Source organism: Psychrobacter fulvigenes (genome assembly GCF_904846155.1).
GTDB classification, from domain to species: domain Bacteria; phylum Pseudomonadota; class Gammaproteobacteria; order Pseudomonadales; family Moraxellaceae; genus Psychrobacter; species Psychrobacter fulvigenes.
Genome location: NZ_CAJGZP010000001.1, coordinates 376,739 through 392,418, shown reverse-complemented (window position 1 = coordinate 392,418; position 15,680 = coordinate 376,739). Strand labels below are relative to the sequence as shown.

The following is a 15,680-nucleotide window of genomic DNA, read 5'->3' as shown; positions in this document are numbered from 1 at the left end:
TAATCTTTTATTGATTGTTCGCAGTGAGTTATTAAGTGCTGTTGTGCAACCTAAGCTCGCTATAATTGAGCATAAATGTCAGCGTCTTGCCCTTCACCGCCTTGCTGTTCGTCTGCACCCAAAGAAAATAAGTCATAAGGCTTGCCCTCACTACCAGGCGCCACATACTGCAGCTCGTTTTCCCAACCATCAGTCGGATAGCCGCCTTTGATATAGCCACCTTCAGGATAATTCTTGGCATCGGCGGGCGGTGTGGTCAGCGCATCTAACCCCTGAGCTGTCGTTGGATAGCGAGCGTTATCTACTTTATACATATCCAGAGCATTGGACACCGTCGCCAGTGCTGTCTCTGTTGTTTTGACCCGGGCTTTATCGCTTTGCCCGACGACCTTTGGCACTACCAAGCCTGCAAGAATGGCCAAAATAACAATCACTACCATGATTTCTATCAAGGTAAACCCTGACTGACTCGATCTTTTGTCTTTCAAAGTACTTTGCTCATTCATGCCTTGGCTTAGTAGATGGTTTTTCATAATGTTTTTATTACTGGTATTTGCTTGATATCGATTTTTCATGATCATCACTACTGTCTTTGTCGTTATAGGTAAGTATCACCAGATCAGCTGCACGCTCAGTTGGTAAGCAACGCTCACTATAGACCATGATATTCTATTTATCTACCATCAGACACAGATTCTACAGGTCACTAACGTCTATTAAGTACGTCGTACTATTTAGCCATCTGACATGGCAGATCACACTGCGCTTTGTGTTAGATGATGACAGCACAGTCGCTATAACGAACCCAGTGCTTTATCAACCAGCGCCGTAAAACCCCGTCCTTCTAGGGCGTGGATACCAGGCGTCAACCGTTGTCGCCCAGTATTGCGAACCCCTTGATAACCGCACTCATTGAGATCATAATTACTCCATGAAAACGCTCAAACTACGCATCAAAGACAAACACGCCACTCAGCTCAATATCTTAGCTGGGGCGGTTAACTTTGTCTGGAATTACGTTAATGAGCTAAGCTTCAAACATCTTAAGCGCACAGGCAAATTCTTTTCAGCTTATGATTTGGCCGCTTACACTAAAGGGGCGGGTGAATACCTGAATCTGCACAGTCAAACCTTGCAAGCGATCAGTGAGGTTCACGCTAAATCCCGTAAACAGTTTAAAAAAGCCAAACTCAACTGGCGCACCAATAACCCAAAAGCCAAGAGAAGAAGCTTGGGTTGGATTCCTTTTAAAAAGACAGCCATTAAGCATATCAGCACCCGCCAAAGCGGTAAAAAGTCTCTAAAAACCACCCTACAATTCAGCTTGGCTAACCGTCAAAAGCTGATCATTGATTTGTGGGACAGTTATAATCTCTCGCTCTATACCATCAACACCTGTGAGCTAGTGCAAGACAATCGCGGCCACTGGTATGCCTGTATCACCGTCAAAGAATTTCCAAAGACTAAGTGTGGCACGGGCCAAGTCGGTATTGATTTAGGCTGTAAAGATGCCGCAGTCAGTAGTGAGGGTGATCAGCTACAAATCAAACTAACCCATCAATACGCAGAAAAACTAGCAATTGCCCAACGTGCCAAGAATAAAAAACGGGTTAAGGCCATTCATGCCAAGATTAAAAACACCCGCCAAGATTTGATCCATAAATTCACATCAAAGCTTGTTAAAGCCAACAGCCTAATCGTTGTTGGTAAAATTAAATCAACATCATTCACTTCATCCAAACTGGCCAAATCCATCTATGACGCTGGTTGGTTTGAGATTAAGCGGCAACTGGATTACAAATGCAAGCATGCAGGTTGCCACTATATCGAAGTCAATGAAGCGTACACCACCCAAACCTGCTCGTGTTGCGGCTCCCGCCAAGACAGTCCGAAAGGTAGATCAGCGCTTGGTATAAGAGAATGGTTTTGCAGTTCTTGTCAAACTGTCCATAACAGAGATGTTAATGGAGCAAAAAACATTCTCGCGGTCGGGCTTGGCCGTCTTTAGTAGGAATCTCCTCACTTTAGGGAGGGGAGGAAGTCAACTGAAAGCCACTATAACTTACTCATTCATATAATGACATCGATTGCTATTAAGTTATAACAATAGGCAAGACTTGCGAAACCTTGGACAAGGTCTCGTTAGATGAGTGGGTTTATATTTATCCTAACCCGCCAAATCATTCATATTGACGATAGGTAGCATGACTGCCATCACTATGATCATCACTACTACGCCCATCAACACCAACATCAAAGGCTCTAGTAACGACAGTAAAGTGCTGATGAAGTTAGTCGCTTCAGCTTCTTGCATATTGGCTGCACGGCTTAGCATGCTTTCAAGCTCCCCTGAGTTCTCGCCACTTTTGATCATCTGCACCATCATCGGTGGAAAGTAGGAGGATTTTTCTAGCTGACTTGAGAGACTCGCCCCTTCGGTGACTCTATCGGCTGCATCGGTAATGGTTTTTTGAATATGTAGATTGGTGGTGACTGCCGCGCCGATATGCAACGCCTCAATCAGCGGCACACCTGAGCGCACCAATATCGCAAGAGTACTGGCAAAGCGGGCAGCATTCAGACCCTTGGACAGTCGTGCCAGTATCGGTAGCTTGAGCACCACACTATCAATAGCCAGCTTGCCTGCCTGCGTCTGCGCAAAGCGGTAAAATAAAAACGCCACGCCTGCCATTATCAGTAACATAAGCCACCACCAATCGGTAATTGCGTTAGATATGGCCAATACCACTTGCGTAATCAGCGGCAGCGCCTGCTCTGATTGCTCAAATACCTTAACGATTTTGGGCACCACAAAGCTCATAAGCCCCATAATGACGGCAAACGCCATCACCATCAGTACGATGGGATAGACCATCGCACCTTGGATTTTCTTTTGCAGTGCAAAGCGGTTTTCGGTGTAATCTGCTAACTGATTGAGAATCAAATCCAGATGGCCTGACTTTTCACCAGCGGCAATGGTGGCGATATATAGTGGCGGAAAACTGGCTGCTTGCTGTAAGGAGCGCGCTAGACTTAAGCCTTCAAGCACATGCGAGCGCACTGCTAACATCAGAGATTTGATATGAGTCTTGGGAGATTGCTTGGCAACGGCGGCGAGCGCTTCCTCAAGCGGAATGCCTGCGGCGAGCAACACAGAAAGCTGACGGGTAAGTAGCGCCAGCTCATAAGCGGAAGGCTTTTTGTAACGGTTACGCTGCCGACCTTGCTGACTGTTGACTGCACTAATCTCTACTGGTGTCCACTGCTTATCACGCAGCTGTTGACGTACTTGCCGTGCAGAGTCGCCTTCTAATAGCCCCTTACGGACAGCGCCTTGATCATCAAGCGCTTTATAATGATAAGCAGGCATGGCAAAAAATATCCTAAGGCGGCAGGTTAAGAAGCAAAGCGTTTTTGAATGAAAAGTAAAAAGCGATATGTTTACACTCTTATGCTTAAAACAGCTGTATTTAAAACCATTATAGTTAAAGCAGCCTTTCTAAAACAAAGGCGTAGAGTCGTTACTCTCAGGCATCATGCCTTGCAGTAGTAAGACATCTAAATGCTGCTGCTGTAGCTTTTTATCGAAATCATTGACTTCAGCGATGAGCATTTTTTCAATGCGCTTATCAGACGCATAGACACTGAGCCGCGCACAAATCACTGCCAACTGATAGACACGCTTTTTACAATAGCCATCAAGACCTTGCAATAAACGCACCATATAGGGGGTTTCGAGGCTCGCATAATCGTAGCCTTCAACGACATTGTCACCCAGTGCTGTGACGCCGTAGCTAATGGACAGATGGGCGCAGAAGTAGCAGCTGAATAAGTAACCAATCACATGACCAATATAATAGGCACGATCATAGGTAAAGCTACTAACCCCAAAATGACCCAGCACATAGCTATTTAAGCTGGCTTGATCACTGATGGGCCTCGGGTGCCTTAATTTACCTATAGTCGCAATACGCAATGGATTGTGACCATCTTGGGCAGTCAGTTGCCATCCTGCCGGCTTTTGAGCAGGCATATGACGCACAATATCAGCGATAATGTCGTCGACCACGTGCAGCTGTTGCCATAGCCTCTCAAGTGCAGCAACATCCAGCAAACCACGCTTATCCAGCTGCTGTGCCAGCTTGTACTGCTGATACTCTGCAAACTGAGTTTTTAGTGTCTGTACCAGATAGGTCGGGCGAGTACTTGCTGGCGCTAGATACAGCAGCCGCGTACGCTCATGCTGTTCGTGATACAGCGCCAAACGCTGCTCAGCAACGCTAGACTCTACTGTCTCTTGTGCTTGATCTGTGTGACTCAATGTCGCATCAGATTGCATGGTAAAGAGAGCGAGTAACTCCGCTTTGCTCAGCGGCATAGATTGGTTTCGCTGATCGGATTGATCACTGTCTATATTTACAGAAGGTAAGCTGTGTTCAAAAGTCGGTTGGGTCATAACGTACCATCACCAGCAAGGAATAAAAGCCATCCTAGTCGCTATTCAGCCTGTTAAGTAATTGAACCAAAGGCATTATTACTTAAACGCCTGCGCTAAGACAGTACACAGTTATATAGTACCTGAACGCTGCTAAGTTGTCAGCTTTACTATAGTTATCAGACATGACTAGACGGATGCAACAACGCATAAGATAAGAGAGGTATACTAGGGCGTGTCCTCAATCTGAACGATAATATCTAAATGGGTTAAAAATGAGGACACGCCTTAATAGACTCGGCAAATAAGACCTATAAAGCCTTTTTGCGGTCTTGGACAAAATTTAGACGAAAAAAAATGCCAACGAGGGCAATCAGTATAAATAAAAACAAGAAGATACAAATAGAGGAGTGAGAATAAAAATTGGGGCGACTGATGGGACTCGAACCCACGACAACCGAGATCACAACCCGGGGCTCTACCAACTGAGCTACAACCGCCATAACTATTGCCAAGAGTAGGCAAGATTTTCAGGCTAAATGGTGCGCCTGGCAGGATTCGAACCTGCGGCCACCTCCTTAGAAGGGAGATGCTCTATCCAGCTGAGCTACAGGCGCTCTTAGAGGACTTCTACGTATTCTGGTGAGTTAATAATATCAGAAACCAAACCATCATACATAAAAAAAAGCCTGTAAGGCTCTTAAAATAGATGGTCGGAGTGATAGGATTCGAACCTACGACCCTCTGGTCCCAAACCAGATGCGCTACCAAACTGCGCCACACTCCGATATTTCTATTATCACGATAGCTTGATTTATTAACTGATTATTGGCAATGCCGCTAACTGGTTAATGTTCCTCGCTATCGAGGTGCACATAATAAGGGGTAAAGTCAGTTGTGTCAACATCTATTTTCAAACTATTTAACAAAACTGCTGTTTTCTAATAAAAAGCGCCTATAACGAGTGTTTTTTGCTACAAGTACTTTCTATCTGTTTCCTTATTGCCGCTATTATACAATATTAAAATCTTTAGGCAAGTCGCTATTAAGCCTACCAGTGAGAATGTTAAAAGGCATCAACCACAGCGTTGCGTGATTTGACAGCTCAGACTGCAGCGGCTGCCGCAGCGCCACCGCTTGGTGCGTGCTATCGGTTACTGGGTAGACCAGCCATACTTGCTGGGCTTGATAGGCCTGCGCATAGCTGGTCAGCTGATAGGCGTCACTGGCACTGATATCACGTGAATGTGACAAATGCTTCCATTTAATATCAATCACATGGCTACAGTGACGCTTCTCTGCAGCCCTGTGTATAGGGGTTTTATGATTATAGGTTTTATGGTTATAGGGTTTATGGTTAACAATATCGCCAGTATCTAGCGTATCGCTACTCGCAGCGGTGTCATAAACCAGTAAATCTGGCTGCATAGACAAACAAGCCTGCCCTGACTCATCACTGAGCCAAACCTCTCTTGACTGACAAAAGGTTTGATAACGCGGTTTGCCGTCTACCAGCACCTGCGCGAACAATGCAGCGACGCGCTGAGTTGCCCACTGCTCAAACGCTTGGTTCATATTGATCAATAAACACAAGCGTAACGGTGAGTGATTGCGCGTAGCAAATTCTGGCGGTTGCTGCTTACTAATGCTACTTCCTGTCGTTATACTTGATTGCTGCACCTGTAATAACCAATAAGCCAAGTCCAGTAGCTGATGCGCTGAGTGCCGCTGTGGCCTTGCCAGTGGCTGACTGTCTAGCTGCCGCTTCGCCGTTAAGTATAGTGCTTCAAGCTGCTTGAGCTCATACTGGCTAAACGCGACAACCTGTCGCCATGGCATCACTGCGGCAGACCATAACGCTGACTGCACCTCATATCCGTACTGCGAACCTGCCAACTGCTGAACCAATAGCAGCGCACTTTTGATCAAGCGATTGGCTAGCGTGTCTTGGCTGAGCTGACTGATCTCACTGACAAACTTGTGCGGCTGGTGGCTGTTACGTCGCAACTGCTCTTTGATTAGCAGCTTACCCTGTAGCATAGATTGATTGCGTCTCTGCGTTTGATACTCTGTCGTCAGCTGATAGCCAGACAGCAACTGCAAAAACTGCGTGACAAACCACTGTGATAAGGGCGGCGTTTGTGTTGCTAGTAGAGCGAGGTGCGGACTGAGCTGACCTAAATTTTTCGTGTGAGGCAGCTTGCTGTTGTTTGCTGTCGCCGTTAAGTCAGTCAACATCTGCTGCACCCATTGACGGGTACGTGATATGTCACTTTCTTGTTGTGCATGATTATGGTTAGATGTTCTAGTGTTAGACATGCCGCGATTAGACATTCCAGCGACAAGTTTTGGCAATATCTCAAGCGTGATGCCACTTGGTAGCATGATGACGCCAATGTAATGACCGACTTTTAGTTGCCATTGTCCATGTTGGCGTTTAATGGTGAATACCGCAAACTCTTGCGCCAACAGCCAGTCAAAATCTGACCTCCGAGCAAAGTTCTGTACGCTTAAACGCTGATGTTCAAACACGCTCATAATAGATATATGAGATGCCTTTAAACCAATGCCATTAGCGTCATTAGTACTCTGAGCAGCGACTGCGCCATGTTTATGATTAATCATAAGTATCAATACAAGCGCTGATAGACAGTAGCATGGATAAATTCACCCGTTTTTGCGATGAGGTCTGGGTTGATACGATAGCCACCCATGTGCAGCGTTGAGCCTGAAAACGCATTTTGACTGGCAAATAGTGAGCTATGACTCACATCATGATGAGCTTGAGCAATGTCGGATTGCTGCCCCGTAACCTGATCATCATGAATAAACTGTGCGGCAGTTGACTGCTGTTCATCATTAAACAAATACTGTAATAGCGCCACCTGCCCGCCTGCTGCTTGTGCCAACTGCGGAATGATTTGCTCAACCAGTACACTTTGTAGCTGCTCTAGACTCGTTACCGACAATAAAAAGGCGTGACCCAATTGTGCATCCTGCCCTAAGGTCTGACTGATACGATGGTTTAGGCCAGAGAGCACTTTTGCTAGATCAATAGTCTCTGTCGCCTCATGCATGTCCGATTTATCTGAGCCATCTGAGCTTATCGATACGTTATCAGAGATCTGGATAATAGGAAGCAGCTCAGGCTGTGGCGGACAATCGATAAAGCGAAAACGCCGACGGAGCGCCATATCTAGCGGCGCTAGCGAGTGATCTTGAGTATTCATAGTGGCATAGATATCTACGTTGGATGGCACGCTAAAGACACGTCCAGAATACGCCAAGTTTACTTGCATGGCATGCGCTTGCCCTGCGCGCTTATCAGGCTCAATCAAGCTCAGCAATTCCCCAAATACTCGCGATACGTTGCCGCGGTTAATTTCATCAATCAGCATGGCATAACGATGCTCAGGATCTTTAGCCGCGCGTTGGCAGAGACGTAAAAACGCGCCATCTTGAATATCATAGTGCATCTGACTGCCCTGCCCACTTTTTTGATTGGCGCTCATCACTGGACGAATGCCTTCGACAAACTCTTCATAGCCGTAGGCTTGATGAAAGCTGACCATACTATAGCGCTGATTGATAATAGGCTGATGGTCTTGCTGCACCTGCCGAAACTCCGCTAGCTGCTGAGCCAAACTGTCTAGCAGTGGAATGCTTGCCTTTAGCAAATACCACGCACCACTATTGTCTTTATCAAAGTAAGGTTGCGCTGAGCGATTTTTATACATAACTGTTTGTGAGCTGGCTGGACTGTGCGTTTGCAGCACTGACCATGCGGTGTTGCTTAAGTTTTTATCGCGCTCATTTTGGGCAGCCTTAGCGATAAAGAACTCATGGGCGACAATCTCAGGTACCTTCACCAAGTCTTGCTGCTGGGCTCTTAAATCTAAAAACACCAAACACACCACTTCTCGCCAGCTCAGGGCATGTAACAACTGTGCTAGCAGCTCATGACTATCCGTTGCTGATAGCTGATGAGTGTACTCCTTCGCAAGCTGTAGCAATCGATATGTCTTTCCCGTACCAGCCACACCTGTATAAATGATGTTGGTTGGCTGGGCAGTGTTTTGATTGCTACTGTTTACACTGTTAATATTTAGACTGTTAATGGACGAACCACTCATGGATCAACTCAGCATTTATAAGGTCTGTTGTATTTTGCACGCGCTATATTGCACTTTTTGAGCGTGGTAGTTTAAGTTATTAATGACAGGCGTATGCGGGTTAATGCTAACATAGCCAAGTGTGCTATTGCTTGCTAATACTTATAGCACGCTGCTTAACTACTGTCCCATTAGGTTAATTTGAGGAACTTTTATGTCAGGATTACTAAATAAATTACCCGGTAAGCTATCAGCGAAGATACCGACTGAGTTGCCAGCCAACCTACCAGAAAAGATCTCTGATGCGCTTAGCCCTCAAAATGACGCGCCAAAAAGCAGTCTCAAACCGATCAACAATCAGTTTTCTAAGCTGCTGGCCGTCACCAAATATTTACCTGCCGGCGCGCGCTCAAGTATTTTATCTAAGGCTTTTGGCAAAGTCGTTCCTTATGTGGGCACCACAGGCATCTATTACGAAACGGTCGATCCCAATCAGGTCGTGGTCAGTCTAAACAATAATAAAGCGGTACAAAACCATATCGGCTCAATCCACGCAGTCGCGGTGACGCTACTTGCCGAAACGGCCACAGGCTTTATTTTGGGGTTAAACCTACCTTCTGACCGTGTGTTATTGATCAAATCTTACTCAGTGAATTTTTACCGTCCTCTTAGGAAGGGTCAGGTTGCTGCCATTGCTACTTTGAGTGATGAGCAGCGCTTAGATATCTTGAACCAGCCCAAAGGTGAGATGGTCATCCCGTGTGTCATCAATGATCGTGAGTCTGATAGTGAGCGCGACCCTATTACCGTTGAGATGACATGGGCGTGGGTGCCTAAGTCTGAACTAGAAGCACGCCGTCAAGGAAAGTCTCAGGACAAACTTGTAGAGGAAAACATCATTCAAGCTGAGCAAAACGAACAATCAGCGACTTAAACACCACTATAGTGGATTGGCTATACTGAACAACAAACGACTAACGGAAAATAGTTACACAATCATGCGATACTGGTGTGAACCTAAGTAATAAGGAGACATTGATGTCCAAGTTTACCAAGAAAGTTAGTGCAAACTTATCTAAGGCGTTACTAGTAGGCGTCTGCTCATTAGGGCTGGCTATCAGCGCTCATGCTGCTCCAGAGAAAGCGGCGGCTAATGCAACCATGACCAAATCCACTCCTGTTTTTCTGGGTGGTGGTGGCGAGTATCCATTCTCTAGCGCGGTGCGTGTGGGAGATACTTTATATATGTCAGGGCAACTTGGCTTTAAAGACGGCAAACTGGTTGAAGGTGGTATTGAAGCAGAGACCAAGCAAGTATTAGATAATATCAATGGGGTATTGCTACAGTATGGCTATAAAAAGTCAGACCTTGTTAAGTGTATGGTCATGCTGACCGATATAAACGACTTTAACGCGTTTAATGAAGTCTATAAAGCGGAACTTGCCAAACCTTATCCAGTACGCTCAGCGTTTGCGGTAAAAGACTTGGCCGTCGGTGCCAATGTTGAAGTTGAATGTATCGCGGCAAAATAATAGCAACGTGCAGCTTTATAGCATTAAAATCAAATAACTGGCTTTTATAGTCAGTTATTTTTTTAGATGCTAGGCCGTGTCCTCATTTTCCTATCTAAGCATTTTACCCAAGTATCGTGTCATCGATGACAGCGCTCTCTTTGGTCACTCGCAGCACCTCCTCCAAAGTTGTCCGTCCTGCGATCACTTTATGCAATCCATCGGCACGAATGGACGGGGTCTTTTGTCTGGCATAGTCTTCTAGCTCGTACTCTGCGGTATTGCTATGAATCATCCGCCGTAACGTGTCGTCAACAGGCACGACCTCATATATCGCTGTACGGCCTTTAAAGCCAGACTGATTGCATTTATCACAGCCGACTGGCGTGGGTAAGTTGATCGATTTATTTGTCAAACTCTCCGCACCTACCTCTACCCCAATCTCGCTAAACAGTTTGGCTTGTTCAGTATCCGCTGCTTGCCATGTATGGCAATGTGAGCACAGTGTCCGCACCAAGCGCTGCGCAACCACACCGATCAATGACGATGACAATAAAAATGGTTCCACACCCATGTCTTGCAAACGCGTCACCGCACCAATAGCCGTATTGGTATGCAAGGTTGATAATACCAAATGCCCCGTCAATGACGCTTGTACCGCGATTTCAGCGGTTTCAATATCTCGAATTTCACCAACCATTACCACGTCGGGATCTTGACGTAGCATCGCCCGTAAGCTTTTGGCAAAGGTCATATCAACTTTATTATTCACTTGCGTCTGCCCGATACCGTCTAGCTGAAACTCAATAGGATCTTCAGCGGTCAAGATATTACGCGTTTGATCATTGAGGTCGGTCAGTGCCGCATACAGCGTGGTGGTCTTACCTGAACCCGTCGGACCAGTCACCAAAATAATACCGTGTGGACGGTGAATCAAGCGTTTGAGCTCAGTATAATCATTATCCGAAAGCCCAAGGTACGTCATATTTAAGCGCCCTGCTTGTTTATCCAACAGCCGCATCACCACGCGTTCACCAAAGCTTGAAGGTAGCGTAGAGACACGCACATCGACCTCACGCCCTGCCAACCGCAAACTGATACGCCCATCTTGCGGTACGCGCTTTTCGGCGATATCGAGTTTGGCCATCACTTTAATACGTGATACCAAGAGCGGTGCCAGTTGGCGTTTTGGCGTGATGATTTCTTTGAGCTCACCATCGACACGAAAGCGTACCACTAGCCGCTTCTCAAAAGTTTCGATATGAATGTCTGAGGCATTGAGACGAATGGCTTCGGACAACAGCGCATTAATCAGACGAATAATGGGCGCATCATCTTGCTGATCCATCAAATCTTCAGTCTCAGGCACGCTGTCTGCTAAGCTGTCCAAATCAGGATGATCTTCTAGTCCAGCGGCAATATGCTGTGATTCGCCTGTATTGCCTGCATAAGCGGCATTCAGACGTTTTTCAAACTCATCTGGGCTGACACTTTCGTACGTCGGTACGCCACGAACGCCTTGCTGCTGCAAAAACCGCACCGCTTCATTGATAGCTGATAGCGGCGTCGCTTTGGTTAAAACCAACGTCGGCGGCAGCTCAGGGTCCATGGCCAAAACAAGCAAAAGCTGATGACGTTTTGCAAAACTGTACGGCAGTTGCATCATAAAGACGACCTGATAAAAATAAAATACGTGAATGCGTTAAACTGGTTAAAGTTTGTCAGTAAGCGCTGATGAGTTTGTTATAATAACATTTTGCTTTGCGTGATTCGCAAGGCTTTTGCGCCATTTTATGATGAGATGAGCAGGCGTTGGCCATTTGAATGACCTTTAGCGCTTTACTCTATATTTGTTGTTTACTTATTGAATGACGCTTTTATCTTTTATAGTCCGTCTATTATCAGGATTCCAGATATGTCACAAGCTCTATCCCAAACTACTACTGAAAGCCTAGCACTTCCTCAAGATACCTTTACGGTGGGTAGTCGCACATTTTCGTCACGTTTACTGGTAGGTACTGGTAAGTATAAAGACATGAATGAAACTGGTGCTGCCATTGCCGCTTCAGAGGCAGAGATTGTGACGGTTGCCATTCGTCGTACTAATATTGGTCAAAACAGTAATGAGCCAAATTTACTGGATGTGATTTCACCTGATAAATATACCATTTTACCCAATACTGCGGGTTGTTTTGATGCCGAAACAGCGGTTCGTACTTGTAAGCTTGCTCGCGAGCTATTAGGCGGGCATAATCTAGTCAAGCTTGAAGTATTGGGTGATGAAAAAACCCTCTACCCTAATGTAATGGAAACATTAAAAGCGGCACAAGTACTGGTTGATGATGGTTTTGAGGTGATGGTATATACTTCAGATGACCCTATCGTTGCACAAGAGCTTGAGAGCATGGGCTGCGTCGCCATTATGCCTCTTGGCAGCCTTATCGGCTCTGGCCTTGGGCTGCTCAATCGTCATACCTTAAGCCTCATCATCGAAAACGCCAAAGTACCTGTGTTAGTGGATGCAGGCGTTGGCACAGCATCCGATGCGGCGATCGCGATGGAGCTTGGCTGCGATGGCGTACTGATGAACTCAGCCATTGCCAATGCACAAAATCCAGTGCTGATGGCACAAGCAATGAAACATGCCATTTGGGCAGGTCGTGAGGCGTTTTTGGCAGGCCGTATGCCGATGCGCAAGATGGCAGCTGCCAGCTCACCGCAGACTGGCTACTTTTTTCAGTAGCTTATGAGAGTGTACTGATATTTACGCACTGGTACTTAACTTATGCTCCATATACAAAATATTTATAAAACACAATTATAAAGCTTGGACACAGCAGTCTATATTTGTATAGACGCCTTGTTGTCGTAATCATTTAAGGTATCAGTAATTATTTAAGATATTAGCAATTCTATAAGGTAGTAATCATTTAAGTAGGCGCTTATATGGTGAATATGAATAGCTCATTACCCATTATTTATCGCCATAAAAGGACTTATTATGCGACTTTTGACAGCAGTTGATCAGCTATTTTTAATTCTTGAATCGCGTAAACAGCCGATGCATGTGGGCGGTTTGTTCTTGTTTGAGTTGCCCGAAGACGCTCAGGGTGCCGAGCATAATTTTGTTTACGAGTTGGTCAAGCAGATGCAAAACTCTGAGGTACCACCAAGCTTTCCATTTAACCAAGTGCTTGAGAATCTGATTTTTTGGAAAGAAGATAAACACTTTGATGTTGAGCATCACTTTCACCATGTCGCCCTGCCCAAGCCTGCCCGCGTGCGCGAACTGCTTATGTATGTTTCAAGAGAGCATGGACGCCTGCTTGACCGTGCTATGCCACTATGGGAATGCCATGTGATTGAAGGCGTGCAACCAGATACCGAAGATGGCCCTGAGCGTTTCGCATTATATTTCAAGATTCACCACTCTCTAGTTGATGGTATCGCCGCCATGCGCCTACTGCAAAAGACGCTATCACAATCACCGACCGAAACAGTCACTCTGCCAGTCTGGTCGTTAGTAGCTCGCCATCGCAACCAAATCAACGCTGCATCACCTGCCAAACGCTCGGCCTTTGGAATTGTAAAAGAGCAACTATCCACCATCAAGCCTGTATTTACAGAGTTGATGGATAATCTAAAAAACTATGGTGATGACGACTATGTCGGTACGTTTGACGCGCCCATGAGCATATTGAACAAGCGTATATCTGCTTCACGGCGGATAGCGGCTCAGTCTTATGACATCAAGCGCTTTCATGATATTGCTGATAAGTTAGAGGTGAGTAGAAACGATGTGGTGCTTGCTGTTTGTGCTGGTGCCATCCGTCGCTACTTAATATCGATGAAGGCCTTGCCTACCAAGCCATTGATTGCGTTTGTGCCGATGTCACTACGCAGTGATAACAGCACAGCAGGCAATCAGCTCTCATTTGTGTTGGCCAATTTGGGCACACATCTAGACGACCCAATGCGCCGAATGAAGCTGATTCATCGCAGTATGAATAATGGTAAACGCCGCTTTAGACGTATGACCCAAGCGCAAGTCATCAACTACAGCGCCATCGCCTATGCGTGGGAAGGTATCAATCTGGCGACTGGCCTCTTTCCAAAAAAACAAGCCTTTAACCTGATCATCTCCAACGTTCCTGGCTCTGAAAAGCCATTGTATTGGAATGGTGCACGTCTGCAAGCCTTGTATCCAGCTTCTGTTGTATTTAACGGACAAGCCATGAATATTACGCTTGCCAGTTATTTGGATAAGATTGAGTTTGGTATCACTGCTTGTAGCAAGACCTTGCCTCATGTGCAAGACATGCTCTTGTTGATAGAAGAAGAGTTACAGCTACTAGAACGCACCAGCAACGAGTTACCGTCAGGGTTGGGGCTTCGTGACTAGCCAAACCAGACAAGAACCATAGCGCAATAAAAAAGCTGGCTCCATAACGGAACCAGCTTTTTTACATTCGTGAGTCTGACAGACTTACAGCTTTGTCATTGGCTTATACTACATCACGCCATGTTGGCACGACCACTTGCATCAATGGCTTCAATAGCTTCACATTACAAGCAAAGATAGAGCCTGAGGTCATAGAGTTGTGTGCACCTGTATGATCAACGACCACACCGCGTGCCTCTGATACGATCAGCTCACCCGCTGCGATGTCCCACGGCTTGATAGACATCTCAAAGTAACCATCAAAACGGCCTGCAGCCACATAACACAAATCAAGTGCTGCTGATCCTAAACGGCGAGTTTGACCACCTGCCTCAGCGACCTTTTGTAAACTCTCAAAATGCTCTTTGGCATAAGAGATGACTTGACCATCACGCTTGCGCTCAAGAGGATGCCCAGTCGTAAATAAGCCACCATCAATGGTTTTACGCTCACCAACGCTGATACGGCGCTGATTCAAACGAGCACCTTTACCGCGACTGGCAGAGAACATCTCATCACGAATTGGATCGTAGACCACACCATGTTGCGTCACGCCTTTATGCTGCACGGCTATCGATACACAGAAATGCGGTACGCCATAAACGAAGTTTTTGGTACCATCTAGCGGATCAATAATCCAGCACCAATCAGCATCTTCGCCTTGGCCTTCTTGCATCCCAAACTCTTCACCCAAAAACGAGTGATTCGGATAGCTGTTTTTTAGTGTGGCTATGGTCAGCTCTTCACTATAGCGGTCGATGCGTGTTACCAAGCCATCGAGACCTTTTGACTCCGTCTCAAACTCGACTTTGTGGCGGTTTTGATGCGCGTATAAAATTTCTGCACCAACTTTTTCGGCAGTACGCGCTGCGATGACGACCATGGGTTCCATAAATAACCTATCTGCTTAATGAATGAATAAAAACGAAAGAATGAGAACTACTAATATTGCCTATATACTCGTAAACAGCAGAACGATTGTCCACTGTATTACCTTACTTCTCTACAACCTAAAAACACTGCTAACAGCATACTAAAAACACGAAATAAGAAAAATCAAAAACACCAAGCTTACCATCTTTCATGGTTGCCATCACAAACTACGTAAGCTGTAAAACAATGAGCACCTGCGGCAAGCAGGCGTTACGACATTTTAAATATTTTTGGTCAAATCATACTT

The 15,680-nt window shown here is 45.8% G+C and carries 12 protein-coding genes and 3 tRNA genes; 5 read left to right on the top strand and 10 right to left on the bottom strand.

From position 1 onward, the window contains the following. Nucleotides 1-59: 59 nt before the first annotated feature. Nucleotides 60-506: a type II secretion system major pseudopilin GspG gene (gspG, locus tag JMX03_RS01785; RefSeq protein ID WP_201597690.1), complete on the bottom strand. Its 447-nt coding sequence runs from the start codon at nucleotides 504-506 to the stop codon at nucleotides 60-62. Between the two features lie 425 nt (nucleotides 507-931). Here gspG and JMX03_RS01780 point away from each other — a divergent pair, with 425 nt between their 5' ends. After that, nucleotides 932-2,008 (top strand): RNA-guided endonuclease InsQ/TnpB family protein, encoded by a 1,077-nt coding sequence (locus JMX03_RS01780; RefSeq protein ID WP_201594050.1) that lies wholly within the window; start codon nucleotides 932-934, stop codon nucleotides 2,006-2,008. 159 nt (nucleotides 2,009-2,167) lie between these two features. Here JMX03_RS01780 and gspF read toward each other — a convergent pair whose 3' ends face one another. The 7 genes from gspF to JMX03_RS01745 form a co-directional block, all read right to left on the bottom strand. Continuing rightward, the gene (gene gspF, locus JMX03_RS01775; protein WP_201594048.1) at nucleotides 2,168-3,370 is read right to left on the bottom strand and encodes a type II secretion system inner membrane protein GspF; all 1,203 of its coding nucleotides are present in this window, start codon (nucleotides 3,368-3,370) and stop codon (nucleotides 2,168-2,170) included. A 129-nt stretch (nucleotides 3,371-3,499) separates the two neighbouring features. Further along, on the bottom strand, nucleotides 3,500-4,456 hold the full coding sequence (locus JMX03_RS01770; protein ID WP_201594046.1) for a hypothetical protein: 957 nt from the start codon (nucleotides 4,454-4,456) through the stop codon (nucleotides 3,500-3,502). A 403-nt stretch (nucleotides 4,457-4,859) separates the two neighbouring features. Further along, nucleotides 4,860-4,935: transfer RNA gene (locus tag JMX03_RS01765), tRNA-His, on the bottom strand. 40 nt (nucleotides 4,936-4,975) lie between these two features. Then, nucleotides 4,976-5,052 (bottom strand) — tRNA-Arg (locus tag JMX03_RS01760). Nucleotides 5,053-5,145: 93 nt separating this feature from the next. Next, nucleotides 5,146-5,222, bottom strand: a tRNA-Pro gene (locus JMX03_RS01755). A gap of 224 nt (nucleotides 5,223-5,446) precedes the next feature. Further along, the gene (locus tag JMX03_RS01750) at nucleotides 5,447-7,060 is read right to left on the bottom strand and encodes an McrC family protein (RefSeq protein ID WP_201594044.1); all 1,614 of its coding nucleotides are present in this window, start codon (nucleotides 7,058-7,060) and stop codon (nucleotides 5,447-5,449) included. Nucleotides 7,061-7,065: 5 nt separating this feature from the next. Then, on the bottom strand, nucleotides 7,066-8,568 hold the full coding sequence (locus JMX03_RS01745) for an McrB family protein (RefSeq protein WP_201594042.1): 1,503 nt from the start codon (nucleotides 8,566-8,568) through the stop codon (nucleotides 7,066-7,068). A 193-nt stretch (nucleotides 8,569-8,761) separates the two neighbouring features. On the opposite strand from JMX03_RS01745, the gene JMX03_RS01740 reads away from it, so the two are divergent. Then, nucleotides 8,762-9,481, top strand: a complete 720-nt coding sequence (locus JMX03_RS01740; RefSeq protein WP_201594040.1) for a DUF4442 domain-containing protein — start codon at nucleotides 8,762-8,764, stop codon at nucleotides 9,479-9,481. 104 nt (nucleotides 9,482-9,585) lie between these two features. After that, complete coding sequence (locus tag JMX03_RS01735) at nucleotides 9,586-10,080, top strand: RidA family protein (protein WP_201594038.1); 495 nt, start codon at nucleotides 9,586-9,588, stop codon at nucleotides 10,078-10,080. Between the two features lie 103 nt (nucleotides 10,081-10,183). Here the strand turns inward: JMX03_RS01735 and gspE are convergent, their stop codons facing one another. Continuing rightward, on the bottom strand, nucleotides 10,184-11,668 hold the full coding sequence (gene gspE / locus JMX03_RS01730; RefSeq protein ID WP_406947735.1) for a type II secretion system ATPase GspE: 1,485 nt from the start codon (nucleotides 11,666-11,668) through the stop codon (nucleotides 10,184-10,186). 306 nt (nucleotides 11,669-11,974) lie between these two features. On the opposite strand from gspE, the gene JMX03_RS01725 reads away from it, so the two are divergent. Next, complete coding sequence (locus tag JMX03_RS01725) at nucleotides 11,975-12,802, top strand: thiazole synthase (protein ID WP_201594034.1); 828 nt, start codon at nucleotides 11,975-11,977, stop codon at nucleotides 12,800-12,802. 258 nt (nucleotides 12,803-13,060) lie between these two features. Further along, the gene (locus JMX03_RS01720) at nucleotides 13,061-14,461 is read left to right on the top strand and encodes a WS/DGAT/MGAT family O-acyltransferase (protein ID WP_201594032.1); all 1,401 of its coding nucleotides are present in this window, start codon (nucleotides 13,061-13,063) and stop codon (nucleotides 14,459-14,461) included. A 103-nt stretch (nucleotides 14,462-14,564) separates the two neighbouring features. Here JMX03_RS01720 and JMX03_RS01715 read toward each other — a convergent pair whose 3' ends face one another. Then, a complete protein-coding gene (locus JMX03_RS01715) occupies nucleotides 14,565-15,392 on the bottom strand; it encodes an inositol monophosphatase family protein (protein ID WP_201575897.1) in 828 nt (275 codons plus the stop codon). Nucleotides 15,393-15,680: the final 288 nt, after the last annotated feature.

Bases quoted from the DNA above. Each gene is read 5' to 3' on its own strand.
- JMX03_RS01750 (WP_201594044.1), bottom strand. From the start codon at position 7,060: ATGATTAATCATAAACATGGCGCAGTCGCTGCTCAGAGTACTAATGAC.
- JMX03_RS01780 (WP_201594050.1), top strand. From the start codon at position 932: ATGAAAACGCTCAAACTACGCATCAAAGACAAACACGCCACTCAGCTC.
- JMX03_RS01735 (WP_201594038.1), top strand. From the start codon at position 9,586: ATGTCCAAGTTTACCAAGAAAGTTAGTGCAAACTTATCTAAGGCGTTA.
- JMX03_RS01725 (WP_201594034.1), top strand. From the start codon at position 11,975: ATGTCACAAGCTCTATCCCAAACTACTACTGAAAGCCTAGCACTTCCT.
- JMX03_RS01745 (WP_201594042.1), bottom strand. From the start codon at position 8,568: ATGAGTGGTTCGTCCATTAACAGTCTAAATATTAACAGTGTAAACAGT.
- JMX03_RS01715 (WP_201575897.1), bottom strand. From the start codon at position 15,392: ATGGAACCCATGGTCGTCATCGCAGCGCGTACTGCCGAAAAAGTTGGT.
- JMX03_RS01740 (WP_201594040.1), top strand. From the start codon at position 8,762: ATGTCAGGATTACTAAATAAATTACCCGGTAAGCTATCAGCGAAGATA.
- gspF (WP_201594048.1), bottom strand. From the start codon at position 3,370: ATGCCTGCTTATCATTATAAAGCGCTTGATGATCAAGGCGCTGTCCGT.
- gspG (WP_201597690.1), bottom strand. From the start codon at position 506: ATGAATGAGCAAAGTACTTTGAAAGACAAAAGATCGAGTCAGTCAGGG.
- JMX03_RS01770 (WP_201594046.1), bottom strand. From the start codon at position 4,456: ATGACCCAACCGACTTTTGAACACAGCTTACCTTCTGTAAATATAGAC.
- JMX03_RS01720 (WP_201594032.1), top strand. From the start codon at position 13,061: ATGCGACTTTTGACAGCAGTTGATCAGCTATTTTTAATTCTTGAATCG.
- gspE (WP_406947735.1), bottom strand. From the start codon at position 11,668: ATGGACCCTGAGCTGCCGCCGACGTTGGTTTTAACCAAAGCGACGCCG.